This is a genomic window from Nostoc sp. DedSLP04, from assembly GCF_034530775.1.
Lineage (GTDB): Bacteria > Cyanobacteriota > Cyanobacteriia > Cyanobacteriales > Nostocaceae > Nostoc.
In genome coordinates, this window is sequence record NZ_JAVRCL010000014.1 from 80,023 (window position 1) to 102,126 (window position 22,104).

Annotated in this window: 14 protein-coding genes, 1 pseudogene and 1 CRISPR repeat array; of the genes and pseudogenes, 11 read left to right on the plus strand and 4 right to left on the minus strand. The window is 40.8% G+C overall.

Going from position 1 to position 22,104, the window contains the following annotated elements; translation table 11 throughout:
• Window positions 1–13: 13 nt before the first annotated feature.
• The gene (gene cysK, locus RMX89_RS10985; RefSeq protein ID WP_322670857.1) at window positions 14–976 is read left to right on the plus strand and encodes a cysteine synthase A; all 963 of its coding nucleotides are present in this window, start codon (window positions 14–16) and stop codon (window positions 974–976) included.
• A 437-nt stretch (window positions 977–1,413) separates the two neighbouring features.
• On the plus strand, window positions 1,414–1,761 hold the full coding sequence (locus tag RMX89_RS10990) for a hypothetical protein (RefSeq protein ID WP_322670858.1): 348 nt from the start codon (window positions 1,414–1,416) through the stop codon (window positions 1,759–1,761).
• 260 nt (window positions 1,762–2,021) lie between these two features.
• Here the strand turns inward: RMX89_RS10990 and RMX89_RS10995 are convergent, their stop codons facing one another.
• Window positions 2,022–2,708, minus strand: coding sequence for a cadmium resistance transporter (locus tag RMX89_RS10995; RefSeq protein ID WP_322688946.1), 687 nt, complete (start codon window positions 2,706–2,708; stop codon window positions 2,022–2,024).
• A gap of 225 nt (window positions 2,709–2,933) precedes the next feature.
• Here RMX89_RS10995 and RMX89_RS11000 point away from each other — a divergent pair, with 225 nt between their 5' ends.
• Entirely contained in the window at window positions 2,934–3,596 is a 663-nt protein-coding gene (locus RMX89_RS11000) for a cadmium resistance transporter (RefSeq protein ID WP_322688947.1), read from the plus strand.
• Between the two features lie 50 nt (window positions 3,597–3,646).
• On the opposite strand, the gene RMX89_RS11005 is transcribed toward RMX89_RS11000, so the two are convergent.
• Window positions 3,647–4,444: a sulfite exporter TauE/SafE family protein gene (locus RMX89_RS11005; protein WP_322688948.1), complete on the minus strand. Its 798-nt coding sequence runs from the start codon at window positions 4,442–4,444 to the stop codon at window positions 3,647–3,649.
• Between the two features lie 423 nt (window positions 4,445–4,867).
• On the opposite strand from RMX89_RS11005, the pseudogene RMX89_RS11010 reads away from it, so the two are divergent.
• The 7 genes and pseudogenes from RMX89_RS11010 to hetF form a co-directional block, all read left to right on the plus strand.
• Window positions 4,868–5,051, plus strand: a pseudogene (locus tag RMX89_RS11010) (NADH-dependent alcohol dehydrogenase); the annotation flags it as partial.
• Between the two features lie 225 nt (window positions 5,052–5,276).
• Window positions 5,277–5,864 (plus strand): TetR/AcrR family transcriptional regulator, encoded by a 588-nt coding sequence (locus tag RMX89_RS11015; RefSeq protein WP_322670864.1) that lies wholly within the window; start codon window positions 5,277–5,279, stop codon window positions 5,862–5,864.
• A gap of 41 nt (window positions 5,865–5,905) precedes the next feature.
• The gene (locus RMX89_RS11020) at window positions 5,906–6,349 is read left to right on the plus strand and encodes a thioesterase family protein (RefSeq protein WP_322670865.1); all 444 of its coding nucleotides are present in this window, start codon (window positions 5,906–5,908) and stop codon (window positions 6,347–6,349) included.
• Between the two features lie 838 nt (window positions 6,350–7,187).
• A complete protein-coding gene (locus RMX89_RS11025) occupies window positions 7,188–8,018 on the plus strand; it encodes a phytoene/squalene synthase family protein (RefSeq protein ID WP_322670866.1) in 831 nt (276 codons plus the stop codon).
• A gap of 692 nt (window positions 8,019–8,710) precedes the next feature.
• Complete coding sequence (locus RMX89_RS11030) at window positions 8,711–10,306, plus strand: serine/threonine-protein kinase (protein ID WP_322685897.1); 1,596 nt, start codon at window positions 8,711–8,713, stop codon at window positions 10,304–10,306.
• Window positions 10,307–11,002: 696 nt separating this feature from the next.
• Entirely contained in the window at window positions 11,003–11,758 is a 756-nt protein-coding gene (locus tag RMX89_RS11035; protein WP_322670868.1) for an FHA domain-containing protein, read from the plus strand.
• Window positions 11,759–13,869: 2,111 nt separating this feature from the next.
• Entirely contained in the window at window positions 13,870–16,368 is a 2,499-nt protein-coding gene (hetF, locus tag RMX89_RS11040; RefSeq protein ID WP_322688949.1) for a cell division protein HetF, read from the plus strand.
• Between the two features lie 95 nt (window positions 16,369–16,463).
• A CRISPR array of direct repeats spans window positions 16,464–18,685; the repeat unit is 37 nt; unit sequence GTTTCAATCCCTAATAGGGATTTTGATGAATTGCAAT.
• A gap of 400 nt (window positions 18,686–19,085) precedes the next feature.
• Here the strand turns inward: hetF and RMX89_RS11045 are convergent.
• Both RMX89_RS11045 and RMX89_RS11050 read right to left on the minus strand, forming a co-directional pair.
• Window positions 19,086–19,382, minus strand: a complete 297-nt coding sequence (locus tag RMX89_RS11045) for a hypothetical protein (RefSeq protein WP_322670870.1) — start codon at window positions 19,380–19,382, stop codon at window positions 19,086–19,088.
• A 207-nt stretch (window positions 19,383–19,589) separates the two neighbouring features.
• Window positions 19,590–20,426, minus strand: a complete 837-nt coding sequence (locus RMX89_RS11050) for a prephenate/arogenate dehydrogenase (protein WP_322688964.1) — start codon at window positions 20,424–20,426, stop codon at window positions 19,590–19,592.
• Window positions 20,427–20,496: 70 nt separating this feature from the next.
• Here RMX89_RS11050 and RMX89_RS11055 point away from each other — a divergent pair, with 70 nt between their 5' ends.
• The gene (locus RMX89_RS11055; protein ID WP_322688965.1) at window positions 20,497–22,059 is read left to right on the plus strand and encodes a pentapeptide repeat-containing protein; all 1,563 of its coding nucleotides are present in this window, start codon (window positions 20,497–20,499) and stop codon (window positions 22,057–22,059) included.
• Window positions 22,060–22,104 lie beyond the last annotated feature (45 nt).

Consider the following 22,104-nt stretch of genomic DNA (forward strand, 5'->3'; position numbering starts at 1 on the left):
ACGGAGTACCCACATGCGGATAGCGAAAGATATCACAGAGTTAATCGGCCGAACTCCTTTAGTTCAATTAAACAAGATTCCCCAAGCGTCAGGAGCGGTTGCTCGGATTGTGGTGAAGCTAGAAAGCATGAATCCAGCATCTTCTGTGAAAGACCGGATTGGCGGGAGTATGGTGGAAACGGCAGAAGAAGCAGGCTTGATTCACCCTGGAAAAACTATTTTAGTAGAGCCGACTTCTGGAAATACAGGAATTGCGCTAGCGATGGTGGCAGCTGCCAAGGGCTACCATCTCATTCTAACGATGCCTGACACAATGAGCCACGAAAGACGATCCATGCTCAAAGCTTATGGCGCTCAACTAGAGTTAACACCAGGGGTAGAAGGGATGCGAGGAGCGATCGCTCATGCAGAGCAGATTGTAGCTAAAACGCCCAATGCTTATATGTTGCAGCAGTTCCGCAACCCCGCTAACCCGAAAGTTCACGCCGAAACCACAGCTGAAGAAATTTGGAATGATACCGATGGAGAGGTAGATATTCTCGTGGCGGGAGTGGGTACTGGTGGAACGATTACCGGAGTTGCAGAAGTTATTAAAAAACGGAAGCCGAGTTTTCAAGCGATCGCAGTTGAACCAAGTAACAGTCCGGTATTAGCAGGCGGTAAATCAGGCCCTCACAAAATTCAAGGTATCGGCGCGGGATTTGTCCCAGCAATTTACCGTTCAGAACTGGTAGATGAAGTGATTCAGGTAGCCGATGAGCAAGCGATCGCTTACAGCCGTCGCCTCGCAAAAGAAGAAGGATTACTATCAGGGATTTCTACTGGCGCTGCTTTATACGCGGCTATTCAAGTGGCACAACGGCCAGAAAATGCGGGTCGCCTCATCGTCACGATCCAGCCTAGCTTCGGCGAACGCTACCTCAGCACCTCACTGTTCAAAGATCCAGAAGAGAATGAGTGGTTGAGTAAAGTTTAATATTTGATTTTGTAGCGTGTGTTATACCTATTTGGATAGTTGATTAGTCACAATATATAGCGGTTCCCATTCAGATGCGGTACAACATTATATTGCGAGGTGTAGCGGCATGGCAGTGCCGTGCCCTTACAGGTATACCTCACGTAAACGAGAACCGCTATATACAGTGCAAATCATCATTTGATAAAAGTTAAGCATACGCAATGGTGATAAGCGATCGCTTTGATTTTGAAAATTTTCCAACAGTTATTAATCTTGACCTTTTGATATATGACTTTAATCTGTCGAATGATAGGTTGGTGAGTTTTTAACAAGTCATATAATTTTTTAGTGGGTAAATTCTTTATTGTAGCGATCGCTCCTTAATAAAGATTAGTAAACAAAATCACTTTGTACTGAAATTATTGCAATCAAATTGCAATACAAGGATTCATATTATGCATAAAATTTCCCAGCAGACTATACAAACCGCACAGAAACATGCTCAGGAATTACTTGAGCAAGGCAAAGCAGTAAAAGAGTTGGGTGAGAGTTTACAAACAGATGACCATACTAGTCACCAACAAGGCAAACGCATCGAAGATAGCGGAGAAAGTATCCAGAAGCAGGCGCAGAAAGTCAAAGATTTGACGAAAAAATTAGCAGAAGATGGCTCAACAGAAGTGTTTACAGAGGCAGTAGAGGAACATATAAATATAACTCAAACTCATATTGAAGCAATTAAGGAATTTCAAAAGACATTGCCTCTTAATGTTATAAATCGCTCCCCTAAAAAATGCGAATGAAAGTGATGGCTTTTTTATAGGTATTGTTTTGAATCCTGTCAAAAGCTGAATTCTAAGAGAACGTCTAAAAAGTTTTTTGTATACACCGAACGCTCAAAGCTCCCCTTAAATCCCCCTTAAAAAGAGGGACTTCAAGGTTATTCTTTACCCTTTTTTAACAGGGTAAGGGGGGATCAACCAATATTTGATACTTCTCAGACATCCTCTAACTACTAACCGGAAACAGAGCATCTTCAATTCTGCTTCTAAATTATTTTTTGTTAATGGTTAGCAACATCACTTTTTACCAAAACTGTTAAACAGCAACAACTAGCAGCTAACTTGATTGGACTCAAAGCTTCACTTTTTAATACAATAAAAGCGCCTAATCCGATAAGAACAAAAGGTACAAGATTATTAATGTAGCGAGTCAATACATTAGCGATGACTCTGTTATTAGTTAATTTGGATGCAGCGTAGCACCAAACTCCTAACAATAGAAAAAATAATCCGATAATTACTAAAAAAGTCTCTAAGTTACTACTAGCAAATAAAGGCACGTAGACACTAATATTATCGCTACCATTGGCAATTGTAACAGCTGCCACACTATAAGCTTGGGGAGAAAAAAAACTAGTAATTGTTGATGCTTCCGCTTCTTCTGTTTCAGCTATAACTTCTTTTGATGAATCTTCTTCCCGATTCACTAAACTACTGATACCTATGGACATTGGTAGTAAACCAAGTAATCCAATCCAGCTTTTTGATAAAACTAACCCACCAAACAAACCAGGAAGACTAAGAATTAACAGAACCGTAAAACCTAGAAACTGACCAGCAACTATATGCCGGGGGCGAAAATTAGCATTTATTTGAGAAAAAAACAACAATAAAATGACAATATCATCAATATTAGTGGCAATGAACGCAATTGCCCCTGTAGTCATTGCAGTAACTAACTCGTTCATATTTTAAGATAAAGAAAAATTTAGGAGTCAGTAATAATTACTGTGTCATCTTAAATGTAAGTTGTGCCAGAAGGTTAAAATGATTCGTGATTGAGAATGACGCGCGAGGATTTCGCCAATAATTACGAATTACGTTAAGTAGCGGTAGCGAGAAACGAGCGTCATTACGAATTACGAATTAGTGAATTTGGTATGGTGGTAAATCGTAGATTCTAAAAATCCAGCATGAGTCAGCTAGGGACAGCCTTCAGTGAAGGGATAATTGCCTTCATCGCCACTAACATAGATGACATCATTATCTTGTTAATATTTTTTTCACAAATAGATGCTAATTTTCGGCGGCGGCATATCTTACTCGGTCAATATCTGGGTTTTACAGCCATTATCATCGCTAGCTTACCAGGATTTTTTGGTGGATTGGTTGTACAGCGAGAATGGATAGGATTGCTAGGACTACTACCAATTGCTATTGGTATTCAGCAATTAATATTTAGAAAAGAAGAAACTATAACAGTTCAGACAGTCAGTAGTGATTTTAGAAAGCCTACACCTACTAACCCGGTATTGTCTTTTATTCTGAGTGTTTTGCATCCTCAAACCTATAAAGTAGCAGCAGTAACGATCGCTAATGGTGGTGACAATATTAGTATATATATCCCTTTGTTCGCTGGTCATAACCTTACCAGTTTGGGAGTAATTTTAGGTATATTTTTTATCATGGTAGGGGTTTGGTGTGCGATCGCTTATTTTTTAAGCCGTCAACCTACCATTGCTAATATTTTAAGTCGCTACGGTAAAGCTGCCGTACCTTTTGTGTTAATTGGCTTGGGTCTGTTCATTATGTATGAGCGAGGTACATTCACTCTACTATCTTGGGTAAGAAGTTAATCAAGGTTGGATTTTGAATGCTGGATTTGGGAGCTAAAATCTCAATTTGGTTACACTTGATGAACTAATTTCCAACTTACCATCATCAAAATGGCGTAAATAATAAACCGTAGTGGGCGTTGCGGAGCTACTTGGCAGATTTTAGCACCTAGTAACACCCCAGGTACAGAGCCTAACCATATAGGAAATACCAAACTCCAATCAACTGTTCCCAGGCTGAGATGACCAAGGGCTGTAAACAGCAGTAAAATCGCTGCGTGTGAAATATCTGTACCCACTAACTTCCGGGCATCAAGACGGAAAAACCCAATCAGTACTAGGGCAAACATTGAACCTGAAGAGACGCTAGTTAGACCGACAAAACAGCCTAAAATTGCTCCCAAAGTAATTGTTATAAATCGACCGAAGTTAGTTTCTAAGTCTAACTTTGGCAGTTCGGGTAAATTAAATTTGGGGAAAAAAGTCAATAACAACAATTGCACTAGTGCTAACACTGTGACTAGCAAAATCATCCCACCCAGCAAACGGAGCAAGATATTATCCAGGTTATACTTACCTGTATGTTTAATGAGATGCAAAATCCCCACTCCGAATAATGAGCCTGGAACACTTCCAAAGGCCAGCCATTTGACAACTTTTGTATCCAGGGTTTTTTGTTCCCAATGCTTGACGCTACCAACAACCTTCATCAATGTGGCAGCTACAACATCAGAACTCACGGCGATGGAAGGTGGAACCTGAAAAACAAAAATCAACATTGGAGTGATGAGAGAGGCTCCGCCAATTCCCGTCAAACCAACTATGATGCCAACGAAGAAGCTTAAGAATGGTAGTAATAAATAGTGCATACTCTTTGGGGGTTTGAGAAAGTCAGCTAGAACTTCACTACTAGAGAGCAATAACTCAGCCGAATCACAGCCCAGTGGTAGATAGAGCTAGTCATGGCAAGTTATTGTGTTTCTCAAAAGATGAGTGACACAAGGAAAGGTTATCCAGCTAAAAGTTAGGGCAGAGGATTACTGGACAACTTAAAACCTGTCTGGAAGTTTTTGGAAGTATGACAACTAACATTTAGCTGAAACAGACTTTGATAACTGCTTATAGGTCAGTTGTTTGACTAAAATTAACTTCTTACTGGTTTTTCTGCGGTTTTACATACAAAAGCCCGTAAAGCGATGTACTTACCGTATTTTACTTGTAAACGCCATCAAACGTCCAGCGTATTCGCTTTGTATATCGCTATATTCTCTGGATAATAGACCGCAAGTCTAATAACTCATGGAAAATTTTGTTTTTACAACCCAGTCAAAATCCTGTTTAGCAAAGCTCAAATCGCCAATATTGCTGCTGAAATTTCTGTTGATGCCAAAATTTATCATTGCCGACACTGGAGGTAGCATCAAAACTAATAGTATTTATGACCGGGTGAAATCTGCGTTGTCTGGACGTTGTGTTAACTTACTTAAGTATATTGTCTTCACTTCAAATGCCATCGTGCAAATCTATGTATGGCTTGACTTCATCAAATAAATCTTTGTTCAGAACTCAGCGTTGAAAAATACTTGACCTGCAAACATATATTATGGTAGAAACAAAAAGACTGTTCGGTCGGTAATTTTGAATTTACAGTAATTTTTAGTTCAATAAACTCACAACTCCCTACTCTAATAAATCGCTGTAATGTCCAAAGGCGAAGAAACAAAAAGTAGAATTCTCCACCAAGCAGCCGAACTGTTTAACCAACAGGGATATGCAGGCTCATCGATGTCAGACATTATGCGTGTAACTGGATTGCAGAAAGGAGGAATTTACAATCATTTCCAAAGCAAAGACGATCTCGCACTACAGGCTTTTGATTTTGCGATCGCTCGCATTAAACAGCATACTAGATTTGCATTACGAAGCAAACACCACGCAGTAGAACGTCTGCAAGCAATCATTGGGGTGTTTAGTAGCTTTGCAGAAAATCCACCGATTAAGGGCGGGTGTCCACTGCTGAATACTGCTGTGGAAAGTGATGATGCTCATCCGGCGTTGCGAGAACGTGCTCAACAAGCGATGAACTCTTGGCTACATCTAATTTGTCGAATTATTGAAAAAGGAATTGAAAAAGGTGAAATTCGCCCGGAAGTGAGTGCTGATGAAATCGCTACCATCATAATTGCAACGCTGGAAGGAGGCATAATGATCAGCAAGCTTTATGGAGATTCAATTCATATCCATAGAGTAATGAATCACCTGAATCAATACTTGAAAACTTCTCTTTAATTGAACAGACCAAGCAGTATTAAAAAATATCAAGATCAATAATGCTAGTAAATAACAACTTACACAGACCATTAGAAGTAGTATTAGCAATTCCTGTCAAAACATACGACATTGATTTTATGGGAATTGTGAGTAATATCGTGTATATCAGATGGCTAGAGGATTTACGTCTAAAGTTTTTAGATGAACATTGGCAACTCAATCAACAAATTGAGCTAGGATATACACCAATTCTAGCTGGGACTGAAATTGAATACAAACGTCCAATAAAGATTATCGATCGAGTGATTGGGCGTTTATGGCTGAGTGGTTTAGGACGCTTAAAGTGGACTGTGCAAGCTGAAATTTTATCTAACAATGAGTTAGCAGCAGTAGCTAGTCAGAAGGGTGGTTTTGTCAGTCTGCAAAATAATCGTCTTATTCCCATTCCAGAGGAATTACAGAAAAAATATTTACAATATCAACAAGGGATTCAGAAAATTTAATAATTAGGAATACTTCGATATTTTTTTGAGTTTTTACAGACTATTCGGTTTGTTTGTAAACATAATCTGGACTATAACACCGATTCTTGATGAATACGCGAAATAACCCCAATGCCTATGGCATCTCCCCTTGCTAAGAGCAGATGGGGAGGTGTCCTCTCATTCCCACTTCTTGCAAAAGTCGGGAAAAGGTATGGAATTTTCCCTTTTATTGTCAATCTCGTAAATATACGGGAACTTCTTGTTTTGAATTTTGGTCACTTTATGTCACTTTGAACAGCAAAGCGGTTCTGACTCCAATAGATTAGGTATAGTCTATAGTCACAACTCAGGCATTACAGCCTTATATGTCGTCCAATTTAACTGACCCTAACTCTTCGCTAAACCACTGTACTCATCCAAAGGTATATACCAATGCTGTTATCCGTTGTCAGCTTTTCCTGAATTGTCTTTATATATACAATCATTCCACTTTCTTAGTCAGATTAACGCAGACTTAAAGCACTTTCAAATCGCTAAAATGGATGTTTGCTTATAGAACAATTTCGTCATATCCAACCAAATATTACCATAATTCTTTATATGTATGCTAAAAGTTTATGAAAGCTATATCAAACGACACTTTAAACACTTTTGCACCCAAAAACCTCTATACTAGACTAGACTTTGATAAATTTGAGAGTTTTGTTAATTGCAACACCAAAAACTATCAATTTTTAGATGAAATACTAGCGTATCTTATAGTCTATAGTTTTTAAAGTTTAGTCAAAACTATATCCAGTATCATCAAAAAACTGGAAACTTCATGTGGTGCAAAAATCAAGTGGGGAGTGAAAACATGAATTTACGTAGAGATGCATTGCAAATCCTCAAAGAAACTAGCCGAACTTTTTATATTCCAATTAGTGTTTTACCGCCAGGATTGCAAGAAGCAGTAGCATCAGCATATTTGTGTATGCGTGCTATTGATGAAATTGAAGATCATCCCGAACTAGATAACGCTACTAAAGCAAAGCTGTTAAGAACGATTAGCTTGACATTACAGGCAGGAGTTGATGGCTTTGCGGTAGATGCTTTCTTTGCAGGATTTAGTGGGTATGAGAATTCATTAGAAGAAGTCACTTTGAGGATTAGAGAATGGTCACTGCTAGCACCAGACACCATTGCACCTCGAATTTGGGATGCCACTGCTGCAATGGCAGACCGGATGGCTTATTGGGCAGAAAAAAACTGGAAAATTTATACAGAATCTGATTTAGATCGTTATACCTTTGGAGTTGCAGGTGCAGTGGGACTGTTACTTTCTGACTTATGGACTTGGTATGATGGAACACAAACGAACCGTACCCAGGCGATTGGGTTTGGTCGCGGTTTACAAGCAGTTAATATCCTGCGTAACCATACTGAAGATTTGGGGCGTGGGGTAGAATTCTTCCCAGAAGGTTGGAGTGCAGAAAATATGCAAGACTATGCCCGACGCAATCTAGCCCTGGCAGAAGCTTATATCAAAGACCTTCCTACCGGGCCAGCCTTAGATTTTTGTCAAATCCCCTTCACTTTGGCAAACGGCACTCTTGACGCCCTTGCTAATGGTAAAGAGAAACTCAGCCGCAGTGATGTTTTTGCACTTATCGAACAGCTGATTAGTGTGAACATGAAAGCTAGCTAATAATCTCTTAAGGACTAATGAAGATGATTCTAAATTGCCTCCAAATTTGGGCATCCAAAATTCTACAGCGACTTTCTGTAGGGTAGCCAGTGCGGTTTTCTCCCTTGGCGTTAGGTTAGCCTCTCCCTTTAGGAAGAAGGGGAGACGCTAAAAGCAATAGCGCAGCGTAAAGCCTTCTCTTCTCCCAAAGGGAGACGCTACACGTAGCTTGCTTCCACAAAGTGGTACGAGAGGCTTGTCTGCGACCCGCACTTGCGTTAGCCAACGGCATAGCAACTCTTAGAGAGGCTGCGCCAATGCTTAGAGCGAGTCCGCGAGCGTCTGGGGTTTCCCCAAATTAGTAACTGGTGTTAGGCACTGCCCTTCAATACCTTTTAATACCAATTTTCCCATACAAAAACCAGATTAAAGCTGATTTTCTGAATGGGATAACAGCGCGATGAACGCCACAAGCCTTGATAGAGCGTTATTAGGAATTACGAATTGCTAGAAAATAGCATAAACAGTATTTGCCAATGTAAGTATAATAAATAATCTTGTTTAGCGATCGCTTTAGGTAATCTCAGTTAAACTTTAGGAACTCTTCAAAGGATTTCCAGCAAAAATTACCTGGCAAGAGTTGATTAATGTCTAAATAATTGGAAGGGAGTATAACACTCCCCGTGATTATTCGTGCAGCGAGTTGAGAGTGCATGAGCTACTGCTTAAATCCTACCTGTTCCAATCCAGAAAATTTGGTATATAGCCAAAGGTGTCAGTCTTGTGGCTCGCAACTACTGTTGCGCGATCGTTATCAGGCAATCCAACCATTAGGTCAGGGTGGCTTTGGAGCGACCTTCCTAGCCAACGATCGAGGCTTACCAGGAGAACCGAGTTGCGTAATCAAACAATTACGCCCATCAGGAAGCGCCCCACACGTTTTACAGATGGCCAGAGAACTCTTTGAACGAGAAGCCAAAACTCTAGGTAAGATTGGCAATCATCCCCAAGTGCCAAGATTGTTAGACTATTTTGAAGACCGCGAGCAATTTTACTTAGTTCAAGAATATATCAGTGGTGACACCTTGCAAGAGGAGGTCAAACTTAACGGCATCTTGAGCGAAACTGGAGTCAAGCAATTTTTGAGCGAGATTTTGCCACTGTTGCAATACATCCACGATCAAAAGGTGATTCACCGTGATATTAAGCCAGCCAACTTAATCCGCCGCACTCAAGATGCCAGAATGGTACTCATCGACTTTGGTGCCGTCAAGAACCAAATTAGCCAAAGTGCGACAGGCCCATCAGGACAGACAGCATTAACTGCGTATGCTATTGGTACTCCTGGTTTTGCACCTCCAGAGCAAATGGCTATGCGTCCAGTCTACGCCAGTGATATTTATGCACTAGGTGTGACATGCATTTATTTACTGACTAGCAAAACTCCTAAAGATTTAGATTACAATCCCAACACTGGCGAGATGATGTGGGAGCAGCTTGTGCAAGTGAGCGATCACTTAGGCAATGTGTTGCGAAGAATGTTAGAGGTATCTGTACGTAATCGCTATCAGTCAGCGGCAGAAGTTCTCAGAGCATTGGAAATAGAACCATACTTAGATAGTTTAGCAAAGGGTTTGCTGACTAAATCTGATAATCGATCTAAAGAGCGAACATATAACCACCTGGAAAATTCTGCTGTTTTATGTAACAACCCTGCTGCTACCAACACTGGAGTGGCACAGGTAGCGGCAGCGATTCGTGCTAGACGAGCCAAGGCAGCGGAAGCTGCGGGATTACACCAGGGTTCTGGGATGGCCAAATCAACGACTTTCAGTAGCAACAGCAATGGTTCACAAAGTCAAAATTCTAAAGTTGGGCGCAAGTTAGATACCCAAGGTTTATTAACAGCTTATCTGAAGGGAAGACGAGATTTTGCCTTACACAATTTAAATTTGCTAAATCTGCAAGGTGCTGATTTATCTCAAACAAATTTCCATTCTGCTCAATTACAAAAAACCAATCTTCAGGGAGCAAATCTTCACAATAGTGACTTTGGCAGAGCCAGTCTAACTCGAGCAAATCTTAAGGATGCTAATTTAAGCAAAGCATACTTTAACCATGCTGATTTAGAAGGAGCAGACCTGCGAGGCGCAGACCTTAGTAATGCTTATCTCAGCAATGCTAACCTCCGAGGAGCAAATCTGTGTGGTGCTAATCTCACCAGTGCCAAAATTTCTGATGAGCAGCTAGCACTAGCAAAAACTAATTGGATGACTGTGCGTCCCAATGGAAAACGAGGCCTGTTGTGATTTTAAAATGTCAACTACCCCAATTTATAGACGGATAGAATTTCCTAATTCATCGGGAATAGCCTCTTTTGTCGCCCTATTTCTATGCGAATATTCTCCTATATTAGGTTTTAGATTATCCTGACGGATGAATCCTTTTTCTTAAAATTAATTATTTGAGATTAGCAGAATAGCCTCAACCCCCTGCTTTTAAGCTCTCCGTTTTTATTAACAATTTTAAAACACTTATTTTATCAGCATCATAATGCTGAAATTTTCTTATATATGGGAAAATTAGCCCTGATTATTCTCGATAAAACTTAGATTTATTCAAAATCGAACAAATATGTATAATGTTTAGGTTGATTGATGACTATCACTCTCACGAATATTAAGAAATATCCAAATATCTAGCAAAAATACGTAGATGTTTGTTATTTCTTTATGAAATCTTTATGAGTTTTATCTGTTACAAATAACAAATGATTATTTACAATAAACAATAAAGCATCATGATAATTTTCTAAAGGTATTTATATGCTTTTTCTGGCTATAAATAACAGAGAATCCCAAACCTAAAATTTGTAAATAAAATAGCACGATCCTAAACCACTAAATTTTTCAGATGGTAGTAAAAAGCAAAAAATCAATTATCCCTGATTGTCGGCTGGAGATGTATATTACAACTGAAATCAGGTAGTATAAGGTTTACGTATAATGACTGACTTTGCACAAACGGAAATAGAACGGCGATTAACTTTATATCAAGTATTCCTCAAGGTGTATGAACACCACAGCAGCCTTCTAGATGAAATTCTTCAGCTAGAAAATTTATCTCAACCGTCGTTGAGGAGAGTCAAGGCGGGTTACGTACATGGCGTAGTGGATAGTGCTGCTGTTTATTTGATGACTAACTTGGGCGACAATCAGACTCAGAGTTTACGACAGCCACAACAAATCTGGACGATAGGTCGTAATCGCACCAGTGGTATTTGCATTGCTGACAATCATCTGTCTCGTCGCCACGCTGCTATTCAGCATATTGACGAGCAAGGCTTTTACTTAATTGATTTCAACAGTACCAATGGCTCGTTTGTGAATAGTAATCGCGTTGTTAGGCCGATTAAGCTTAAAGACGGCGATCGCATCCGTCTAGGAAATATGACTTTTGATTTTTTTGTGACTTCTACCTACCGCGTTCTGCCAACTGTTGCAATCGATTTATTGATGCAGCTTGTGCATCGAAGGAATAATCATACAGTAGATATACTTAGTTATTCCCAGAATAGACAAAAACCTTTAATTGAAAAACCAGATTCTAATTTAGAGGCTTTCAGAAATTTCGGAATAGTTGAGAAGCTTGAAAATTTTTATGACAACTTCAGTTCAGAACAGAAATCAGAAATTTTAGACCGCCTGTTTACCACACAATTACCGTCTAATCCCAACCAGCTAAAAAATTGGAATTTCTAACTGTTTTCAATTGCTTCGGGAGTGCTGTTAGCGGTAGCCTGATATTTAGTCTGTTAGTCTGTGCTGAGAAGGTAAGGTTTGCTGAGGCAGACAAATAGTGAAAGTTAAAAGGAAACTCGTCAAAATATATAAAAAAAATTAAGAATGTGATTAAATATCATAGCAATCATTTTGGAGTGGCGTCTCTAGCTCACAATAAAAAGAAAGCGATTCAGGAATTGAGTGAGTAAGTTATGCTCTATCCTGGGAACAGGAAGATACTCAAGGTCTACCAGGAGTAACAACAAGAGTAGTGATAGTGATTTACTCCGGTTATGTAGCTCACCGCTATGCGTCTAGGGCAAAAAAACCCCCAGTGGGTGTTAACCTACTAGGGGAGTTAGTTATCAGGGTGCATCTACCAATTAAGTGTTCTCAGGTTGAAGACCATACTCCGGATAAATTTGGACAAAGGTCAGTTATTTTTTAAATAAAAAAACCCCCAGTGGGTGTTAGCCTACTAGGGGAGTGAGTTATCAGGGTGCATCTACCAATAATCTTTTCTAGGGGCAGCTAGCATCTTCCGGGAAAAATGAACTAAATCAGAGGCGATGGCGATGTCTATAACGGGCTGTAACGTTCGTACCTCTATGGAGAAGCAAGGTACGCGTAGCATCTTTAAGAGGAAAAGACTCGCTAACATTTCTCTACGAGACGCAAATGCGTCTCGCTATTGGTAACGCAAGTAGTAGAAAAAACTCCCAGTGGATGTTAACCTATCAGGGGAGTGAGTTATCAGGGTCAGTTATTTTTTTAATAAAAAAAACCCCCAGTGGGTGTTAACCTACTAGGAGAGTGAGTTATCAGGGTGCATCTACCAATAATCTTTTCTAGGGGCAGCTAGCATCTTCCGGGAAAAATGAACTAAATCAGAGGCGATGTCTACAATAATGGGCTGTAAAGCTCGTACCTCTATGGAAAAGGAGGAAAAGACTCGCTAATATTTCTTTACGAAACGCAAATGCGTCTCGCTATTGGTAACGCAAGTAGTAGAAAAAACTCCCAGTGGATGTTAACCTATCAGGGGAGTGAGTTATCAGGGTCAGTTATTTTTTTAATAAAAAAAACCCCCAGTGGGTGTTAACCTACTAGGAGAGTGAGTTATCAGGGTGCATCTACCAATAATCTTTTCTAGGGGCAGATAGCATCTTCCGGGAAAAATGAACTAAATCAGAGTTGATGTCTACGATGGGCTGTAAAGCTCGTACCTCTATGGAAAAGCAAGCTACGCGTAGCATCTTTGAGAGGAAAAGACTCGCTTACATTTCTCTACGAGAGGCATTTGCGATCGCTATCAGTGATGCAATTAAAAAAAACCCCCAGTGGGTGTTAACCAACCAGGGGAGTGAGTTATCAGGGTGCATCTACCAATAATCTTTTCTAAAATAAATGGGTCGCTACCGGATAAATTAGCAGAAGTTGAAGTTGTTACTGTTTGTCGATGGAAGAAAAACCTTAGAGGGGTTAGTTATCAGGACAGACCTACCAATTAAACGATCGGTGCGCTGCTTTACAAAATGGGTGTTGCAGGGTTAATCAATAGGACTCAATTTTCATAAAAAAACCCCCCAGTGGGCGTTAGCCAACCAGGGGAGCTAGTTATCAGGGTGCATCTACCACTTAAATGTTCTAGGTTTAACCACCATGCTCCGGATAAATTTATGAGAAAATTGATTGTTATCGTGTCTCAAAAAAACCAAAGTGGATATTAACTCAATTAGGGGAGTTAAAGATCGAGGGACATCCATCTATTAATCAAGTATTCTAGGATTAAGCACTATTTTCTGGTAGAGAATATCTGCGTCAGAAGTTGCTGTTGTTTGCCAAAAATAAAAAAACCCCCAGTGGGTGTTAGCCAACTAGGGGAGTTGAAGATCAAGGTGCATCTACCAATTAAGTGTTCTAGACCCAGGTAATCCGATCCGGATAAAGTTGTAAAGGCAGAAAAACCAAAACGACACCGAATCAGAAACATTCAGGGGCAGGATGCATCTAAATTATCAGAGAAAGCGAAAAATCGACTTGAAACTTTCGCGTTTCAAACCAGATTTAGGAGGCGGACAGGAGAAGTTGTGACCCAGGAATTCCATATTTCCGTAACCCCAGTAGGGCAAAATGACTACTTGGTGCGGACGGAACAAGTCGCGCCTGGGGTACCATTGGCAGAAGAATTGGTGACTTGGCCTATAGCTGATTGGTTGATGGCTGCTGGGCATTTGATGAATGATCCGTTGAATTCAGTGTTGCAAGGAGATCCATTTACCTCTGGCGGACATGAAAGCGATATCGCCAGAAACTCTGTGAATTTGGTGGCGTTGGGTCAACAATTTTATAACGCCCTATTTCAAGGCACTCTCAGAGATAGTTGGATTACTGCCCAAGGTATTGCTCAGAACCATCAACAAGTACTACGCTTACGCTTGGGGCTAAAAGACACTAGATTAGCTCGTTTGCCTTGGGAAGTGATGCACGCAGGCGATCGCCCTCTGGCCACTGGGCCTTATGTGGCTTTTTCTCGCTTCCAAAGTGGAATTTTGGGGGCTTCTCCTTTGCGGTCGCAAAATATGCCCACACCACCAGAACAAGGTGGTGTCAGAGTCTTGATGGTAATTGCTTCTCCCTCAGATCAAGTCCGTCTTGACTTACAGAAACAAGAAGCAATTAAACTGCAAGCGGAACTTCACCGTCAAACGTCACGACTTGGTGAAAGTCGGAATCGTTTCCCAGAAATTGAACTTACTGTCTTAGACCAACCAGGACGGGAAGAACTGACGCAAGCCCTAGAACAAGGTAGATATCACGTTCTCCATTACTCTGGTCATAGTAACTTAGGCGCAAATGGGGGAGAAATTTATCTTGTTAGCCGCAGAACTGGCTTAACGGAAATCTTAACTGGGGACGATTTGGCAGGTTTGCTCGTCAACAATAATATTCAAATGGCAGTGTTTAATTCCTGCTTGGGGGCATACACAGCAGCGTCTAATCCCTCTGGAGATACTGGCGAACGAAACTTAGCGGAAAGTCTGGTGAAGCGCGGAATTAGAAGCGTTTTGGCGATGTCAGAACGGATTCCTGATGAAGTGGCGTTGACGCTCACACAATTGTTTTACCGCAATTTAAATCAGGGATATCCAGTAGATTTGTGTGTAAGTCGGGTGCGCCAAGGATTAATTTCTGCTTATGGTTCTCACCAGATGTACTGGGCATTACCGATTTTATATCTCCAGCCAGAATTTGACGGTTTTTTAAGTCAAGAAGCTGAGGTATCTACAAGTACAGATTCGCTGAATCAGTATAGTTCGCCTTTAGGGGTAACTTCCATGATGTACCCTGGTATACCTGATGATAGCGAGATGCCTTTAGGAATGGAAGATATGATTCCTAGTGGTTTGACGCGGGATTCTGGGTTGGACTGGCTAGGTGAAGATACTTGGGGCGATCTGGTTGATGAAATTGAGTATGATGACCCAAGCTATGAAGAAGATTCTGCGATCGTTTCGGATTTGTTTCGTCAGCTAGATAACCAAAAACCTGCAACTGAACCGGATCGACAAATTAGCGAAAATAGTCTTCACCAAAGCCAGATTTCAGAGGAAACGACTTCCTCAGAAGAGTCAGCAGATTTGTGGGGAGAAGTTCCACCACCGCCACCTCCAACTCCTGGGAACCTTGAGGAAAATTGGCAAAAGTCTAATTTTTCGCAATCGCAACCACCCCCGTCAAGAAATCGTACCCGTCGCCGCAAGTTGTGGCCGATTGTGGGTGTTGTGGGGATCGGTGCGATCGCAGCAGCGATCGGTTTAAATTGGTGGCAAAATCGCCCCCAAGCACTGCCTAAAATACCAGAAATTCCCGCCCAGTCTCTACCTGATTCTCGACCGATTCAAAAGCAGCCGAATATCGATTTAGGAATAGAAGCAACTGGAATTGTCACCGCTACTGCTACGGAAAAATTGAGTCAGGGTGACTTGCAAGGTGGGTTATTGGCTGTAGAAGAACTACTGAATCGCGGCGCACTGGCTGCGGCTGAAACTTCCTTAAAACTAATTCCTAGTAAACAAGCTGACGATCCATCTGTGAATTTTTACAAGGGGCGATTGGCGTGGCAGTCGATCCAAACTGGAGACAATAACTATAGCGTTGATGATGCCCGTCGTTATTGGGAAACTGCTGCCAAAGCTAAACCCGAATCGCTTTTATATAATAACGCTTTGGGATTTGCCTACTACACAGAAGGCAATCTGAATCGCGCCAATGATGCTTGGTTCAAGGCTTTGAATTTAGCTCTCAAAGAACAGAACACAAATTCAACATCCAGAAATACAACAGTTCCTCAAGATGCTTTAACTTCTTATGCTGGTTTAGCTCTTGGATTGTATAAATCTGCACTTAGTCAATCTAATGGTAAGCAGACGCAATATTTGAATGAAGCGATCAAATTGCGGCAAACGGTTCTCAAGTCCGATCGAGAAAATTTCCAGGTAGATAAATTAGCTAAAAATTGGCTGTGGACGGAGAAGGCGATTGAAGATTGGCGATCGCTCCTTCAAGAAAAAGGCGAAGAACTGTAATAAGTAGGTGCGTGTAAATATTTGTCGTTGGGATCAGGCAAGAGGCAGGAGGGAAGAGGGTTTTAGCAACGCTAATGCTAAAACCTATACGGGGTTTTAGCTTCCCTAATAGGGATTTTGATGAATTGCAATTACTCAGCGATCGCAGACTGTACGCGTCAAGGCTGGTTTCAATCCCTAATAGGGATTTTGATGAATTGCAATGCCCCATTACAATAAGCCAAAGGATTATAAACCTGTTTCAATCCCTAATAGGGATTTTGATGAATTGCAATTGGGTAGATTTCCCTAGGCCGGCCTGGGAGCCTACGTTTCAATCCCTAATAGGGATTTTGATGAATTGCAATTATTATTCTATCCATCCTTTACCCATACATAAGTGTTTCAATCCCTAATAGGGATTTTGATGAATTGCAATCTGCAAAAATTTTGGGTGAGGATGCAAAGTTTTTAAGTTTCAATCCCTAATAGGGATTTTGATGAATTGCAATGAGTTACTTATTGGTAACTCTAATCTTAATAGGGTAGTTTCAATCCCTAATAGGGATTTTGATGAATTGCAATTAAATCATCATCTACTTTATGCCCTTGGATGTCCAAGTTTCAATCCCTAATAGGGATTTTGATGAATTGCAATGTTAAATATTTAAGTGTACCTGTTCCAGCAAGCGCGGTTTCAATCCCTAATAGGGATTTTGATGAATTGCAATGAGAATCGGTTTGTATCCTCAGTTATGGAGGCTAAGGTTTCAATCCCTAATAGGGATTTTGATGAATTGCAATATGTAGTTGCCATACCAGCAGCCGCTGCCTTACGTTTCAATCCCTAATAGGGATTTTGATGAATTGCAATGCAGCTATGGGGCTACCTGGGCGGAAGTCTGTCAGTTGTTTCAATCCCTAATAGGGATTTTGATGAATTGCAATCTTAATACTGTCTGAGACATCCTTGGCTTTTACTGTGGTTTCAATCCCTAATAGGGATTTTGATGAATTGCAATGTAATGTAAGCAATGGCTAGTATCATAATCTTGCTGTTTCAATCCCTAATAGGGATTTTGATGAATTGCAATATTATCCGGGGCTGTGTGTAACCCAAATGGTTTTGTTTCAATCCCTAATAGGGATTTTGATGAATTGCAATCTTTATGGCGTCCGTAAGGTCTTCAGTTGCCCCTTGAGTTTCAATCCCTAATAGGGATTTTGATGAATTGCAATCAAGAAAGCTGCTTTAGGTTCCGATGTGTCTCGTTTCAATCCCTAATAGGGATTTTGATGAATTGCAATTCTTTGCAATGTTGGCAGCCCTAGCGATCGCTGGTGTGATGTGTCTCGTTTCAATCCCTAATAGGGATTTTGATGAATTGCAATTTAATGTGGTTAATCAAGTCAAAAAAGCCATAAAAGTTTCAATCCCTAATAGGGATTTTGATGAATTGCAATCTAACATATATTTCTGCGGCTTCTGCCTTGTCAGTTTCAATCCCTAATAGGGATTTTGATGAATTGCAATCCAATACGGGGAACTCACCAGCATCCCAGAGACTTAAGTTTCAATCCCTAATAGGGATTTTGATGAATTGCAATGCGTGAACCGGGCTATGTGGCATCTAGGGATTGTTTCAATCCCTAATAGGGATTTTGATGAATTGCAATTAAATCTCCTGTGAGGCTATGTAGCTATTTTAGTATGGTTGTTTCAATCCCTAATAGGGATTTTGATGAATTGCAATCTCTCCGTCCAAGGAGGCTTTGATAATATCGTGATGTTTCAATCCCTAATAGGGATTTTGATGAATTGCAATTACTTCTTTAGTATCTATTAATATTTAGGATTTGTCGTTTCAATCCCTAATAGGGATTTTGATGAATTGCAATGGTGGCTGTCTATGGATAGAGGCTTCAGGGGCTATGTTTCAATCCCTAATAGGGATTTTGATGAATTGCAATTTGATACAACCCATTTGTAGCTTGTCGTTTCTCTTAGTGTTTCAATCCCTAATAGGGATTTTGATGAATTGCAATCTAGATTCTTCTAGGGCTTTTTTGTTTACCCCTTGTTTCAATCCCTAATAGGGATTTTGATGAATTGCAATTGTGGACGACTTTGGGCTAACTGAAGAAGACTATGTTTCAATCCCTAATAGGGATTTTGATGAATTGCAATCCCTAGGCTACACGTTGACCCCTAAGCAACTTCTGGTTTCAATCCCTAATAGGGATTTTGATGAATTGCAATTTACTTCGCAGCCTCTCATCTATTACCGTATCTGCCACTGCGTTTCAATCCCTAATAGGGATTTTGATGAATTGCAATAGCAAGAGCCTGAAAGCCAAGCTGTATTTAGTTTTCAAGGTGCGGTTGCGCGATTCTGGAGCAATCATAGCATTAGAGAATTCCTTTGGGAAGAGTGCCGAGAAAAGTTAAAGGCTGACATCCTAGTTTTTGTAAGCATTTCAGAGATTGCGCGGATGATAATTGGGTGATGAGTGGGGTGAAATGCTTACTGGGATTGAGATAGAAGCAATTTTTTGGGGGTGTGGAATTTGTACACCTACCCATTCGCGCATTTGACATACAGGAACTCTATGAGAGATGCGATCGCTAAAAATAATCTAATGGTGATGGGGGGCGCGATCGCTGCCTTCGGAGTCAGAAATCCCAGTCTTTAATATGCTTATAGCCTCCCACATCACACACAACAACACTTGTAATTTTAGTCTTGAGACTCCTCAGAGATAGATTCTGATTCGGTTTCAAGTTCTTCTGTTTTAACTTTGGGGGTTGGAGGTTTAACCGGTTTTGGGCCACGCGCTAGTGCAGGATTCACCGGTGGTCTGCTTTCATCCCTAGATGACGAGCCTTTTTTCCCTTTGTCAGACGAGCGGTCGCGGTTCGGTTTTGAGCTTTTGGGGTTAGATTCAATCGGGGTTACAGAATCCGAATTTTCGGAATTGCTGTCAGTGTTTGCTTGAGCCTGACGTTCCGATTTCTTAATTGGACGTTCTACCATTGTTGATTTTTGTAAATTTATCTGTATGGTACATCGGTTTGGTGACTATCAGACTGTTGAGTAGCATTTTTAAAGATTTTATTGTGGGAATTTCTGAGTAGCTGTGGAGAGTTGTTTTGACAAAAAAGCAGCCAACAAACTTTATTAATTAACTCACTAAATTAAAATATGGGTGCGTTATCCATAGCTAAACGCACCCAACAACTATTAAACAAAATCAGGTCGTGCCTGTTGCCTTGATTTGAACTTTTCCTCTAGAACTGCCCAATTTTCTTGCTCAATTAAATTAGTTAACTCATCAAGGCTTTGACGATATTGTTGTAGCGATCGCAGCAATGCTTGACGATTATACCGCGCCATCATCACGCCCAATTCTGGATTCCCGCCACCCACACGACTGGTATCCCGAAAACCCGAACTAGCTAACTTTTGGGCTAATTGTAAAACATCGGGGTCTGTTTCGCTCAAACAAGCAGCAATCAACGAGGAACTAACCATCACCGGTAAATGGGAAATCCAACTCACAGCGCGGTCGTGTTGCTCTGGTTGACAAAAATAGATGTTAGCTCCGAGCGATCGCACAATTTCTTCTACAACTGTAATTGCATTAGTTGGTGTTGTCGTTATCGGTGTTAATACATAAGGTTTATCAACAAATAAATCTCGCTGTGCAGCTTCTATCCCACTATCTGTTCTGCCCGCCATTGGATGACCGCCGATAAAATTTTTCCAAAGGGGAGTAATATCCCTGACTATTTGTGCTTTCGCTGAACCTACATCAGTTACGACTGTAGCCATAGGCAAATGAGCGACTAACTGTTCAAATTGGGGCACAATAAGGGCTAGAGGTGTACAAATAAATACAACTTCTGCGGCTGCTAATAGGCTCAGATCGACTGATGCTTCATCAACACTGCCCAAGGTAACTGCCTTTTGACAGGTTGCTTCACGGCGACTAACTCCTAAGATATGATGTCCTTGCGATCGCAAATCAAAACCCAAAGATCCGCCTATCAGTCCCAATCCTAAAATTCCAATATTCATTTTTGATTTTGACATTCCGTTTTTTATGACTTTACCAACTATTAAAGTTGGCATCCAAGGGGTAGCATCGATGACTGTAGAGGAATTACTGGAACAATACGCAGCAGGAGTCTTAAACTTTAGTGGTGTTGACCTCCCAGAAGCCAACTTGAGTGGAGTAAAACTCAGTGGTGTAAATCTGAGCGATGCTAATTTGAGTATAGTCAACCTGAGTGGCGCGAATCTGAGTGAAGCTAACTTGAGCAATGTCAAGCTGAATGTAGCTAGACTGAGTGGTGCAAATCTATGCAGCGCCATCCTTAATAACGCCAGTCTCAACGTCGCTAATTTGATTCGAGCGGATTTAAGTCGCGCTCAACTGAGAGGAGCCTCATTAATCCGCACCGAGTTAGTTCGCGCTGACCTCAGTCGCGCTGATTTGTTGGAAGCCGATCTCACCAGTGCTGATTTGCGAGAAGCGACACTCCGCCAAGCGAATCTCCGTCACGCTAACTTGAGTGAGGCGATCTTGAGAGGTGCTTCTTTAACTGGAGCCAACTTGGAGATGGCTAACTTAAACGCCAGCGATCTCAGTCGTTCTGACTTGAGCGGTGCAAATTTGCGAGATGCCGAACTCAGACAAGCCAATCTCAGCCAGACTAACTTGAGTGGGGCAGATTTGAGTGGAGCGAATCTCCGGTGGGCAGATTTGAGTGGTGCAAATCTCCGGTGGGCAGATTTAAGCGGCGCAAAATTGAGCGGGGCTGATTTAATTGGCGCAGATTTAAGCAATGCCAATTTAACAAATACAAGTTTAGTCCACGCCAATTTAACTCAGGCAAAATTAATTAGGGCAGAATGGATCGGTGCTGACTTAACAGGAGCAACTTTAACAGGAGCCAAGCTTTATGCCACTTCCAGATTTGGTTTAAAAACCGAAGGCATAGTTTGTGAATGGGTCGATCTTAGCCCAAATGGCGATCGCTCTATTGTCCAAAATTTCCATTCTGAAGAGTCACGAGATTTTTTTAACGAAACACCGCCAACAATTCGGATTATTGTTGATGCAGCTCTAGAACATGAAGCTAATTTTGCGATCGCTGGCGCTTACTACCAAATTGCTCAAGAATATCGAGGGTTGAAACAACCTCCAAGCATCGAAAGTGGTCGTCGCCGGACTATTTTCACCTTTCATGTAGATAGCGACGAAGCGTTATTTCCCACTGCTTACATTGTCATTCTTCCCTTTCTAGATGCGGCATCTACTCAAAAAAATATCTCCAGTATAGTGGAAATGATTAACAGTGAAGTTATTGCAAAGCAAGACTTAAAATCGCCTCAGATAGTGAAACAATTAAATACTCTTTTTGAACAAGCTATGAATCAGGCTACAACAATTAAACAGATGAAAAAAAATATCGAAGTAGCCGCAAAATTAAATTTTTGTAAAGCCCCAACCCAAATAGTTTTAACGAATTCCAGTGCCCACACTTTGATTGTTTATGACCATCCCAACTTTGGAAAAAGATTTATTAATCGCTCTGCTCTTAATGCTTCAGCTTATGATATGTCTAGTGATTCAACAAAAAATATATTACCTTCATTAGATATTATTATAGATTTTGTTAAAGGATTTCATTATATTAATCATTAGTTATGGAGATTGGACATTGGGGAGGCAGTGCGGTCTTGCGGTCTC

Bases quoted from the DNA above. Each gene is read 5' to 3' on its own strand.
- cysK (WP_322670857.1), top strand. From the start codon at position 14: ATGCGGATAGCGAAAGATATCACAGAGTTAATCGGCCGAACTCCTTTA.
- RMX89_RS10990 (WP_322670858.1), top strand. From the start codon at position 1,414: ATGCATAAAATTTCCCAGCAGACTATACAAACCGCACAGAAACATGCT.
- RMX89_RS10995 (WP_322688946.1), bottom strand. From the start codon at position 2,708: ATGAACGAGTTAGTTACTGCAATGACTACAGGGGCAATTGCGTTCATT.
- RMX89_RS11000 (WP_322688947.1), top strand. From the start codon at position 2,934: ATGAGTCAGCTAGGGACAGCCTTCAGTGAAGGGATAATTGCCTTCATC.
- RMX89_RS11005 (WP_322688948.1), bottom strand. From the start codon at position 4,444: ATGCACTATTTATTACTACCATTCTTAAGCTTCTTCGTTGGCATCATA.
- RMX89_RS11015 (WP_322670864.1), top strand. From the start codon at position 5,277: ATGTCCAAAGGCGAAGAAACAAAAAGTAGAATTCTCCACCAAGCAGCC.
- RMX89_RS11020 (WP_322670865.1), top strand. From the start codon at position 5,906: ATGCTAGTAAATAACAACTTACACAGACCATTAGAAGTAGTATTAGCA.
- RMX89_RS11025 (WP_322670866.1), top strand. From the start codon at position 7,188: ATGAATTTACGTAGAGATGCATTGCAAATCCTCAAAGAAACTAGCCGA.
- RMX89_RS11030 (WP_322685897.1), top strand. From the start codon at position 8,711: ATGAGCTACTGCTTAAATCCTACCTGTTCCAATCCAGAAAATTTGGTA.
- RMX89_RS11035 (WP_322670868.1), top strand. From the start codon at position 11,003: ATGACTGACTTTGCACAAACGGAAATAGAACGGCGATTAACTTTATAT.
- RMX89_RS11045 (WP_322670870.1), bottom strand. From the start codon at position 19,382: ATGGTAGAACGTCCAATTAAGAAATCGGAACGTCAGGCTCAAGCAAAC.
- RMX89_RS11050 (WP_322688964.1), bottom strand. From the start codon at position 20,426: ATGAATATTGGAATTTTAGGATTGGGACTGATAGGCGGATCTTTGGGT.
- RMX89_RS11055 (WP_322688965.1), top strand. From the start codon at position 20,497: ATGACTGTAGAGGAATTACTGGAACAATACGCAGCAGGAGTCTTAAAC.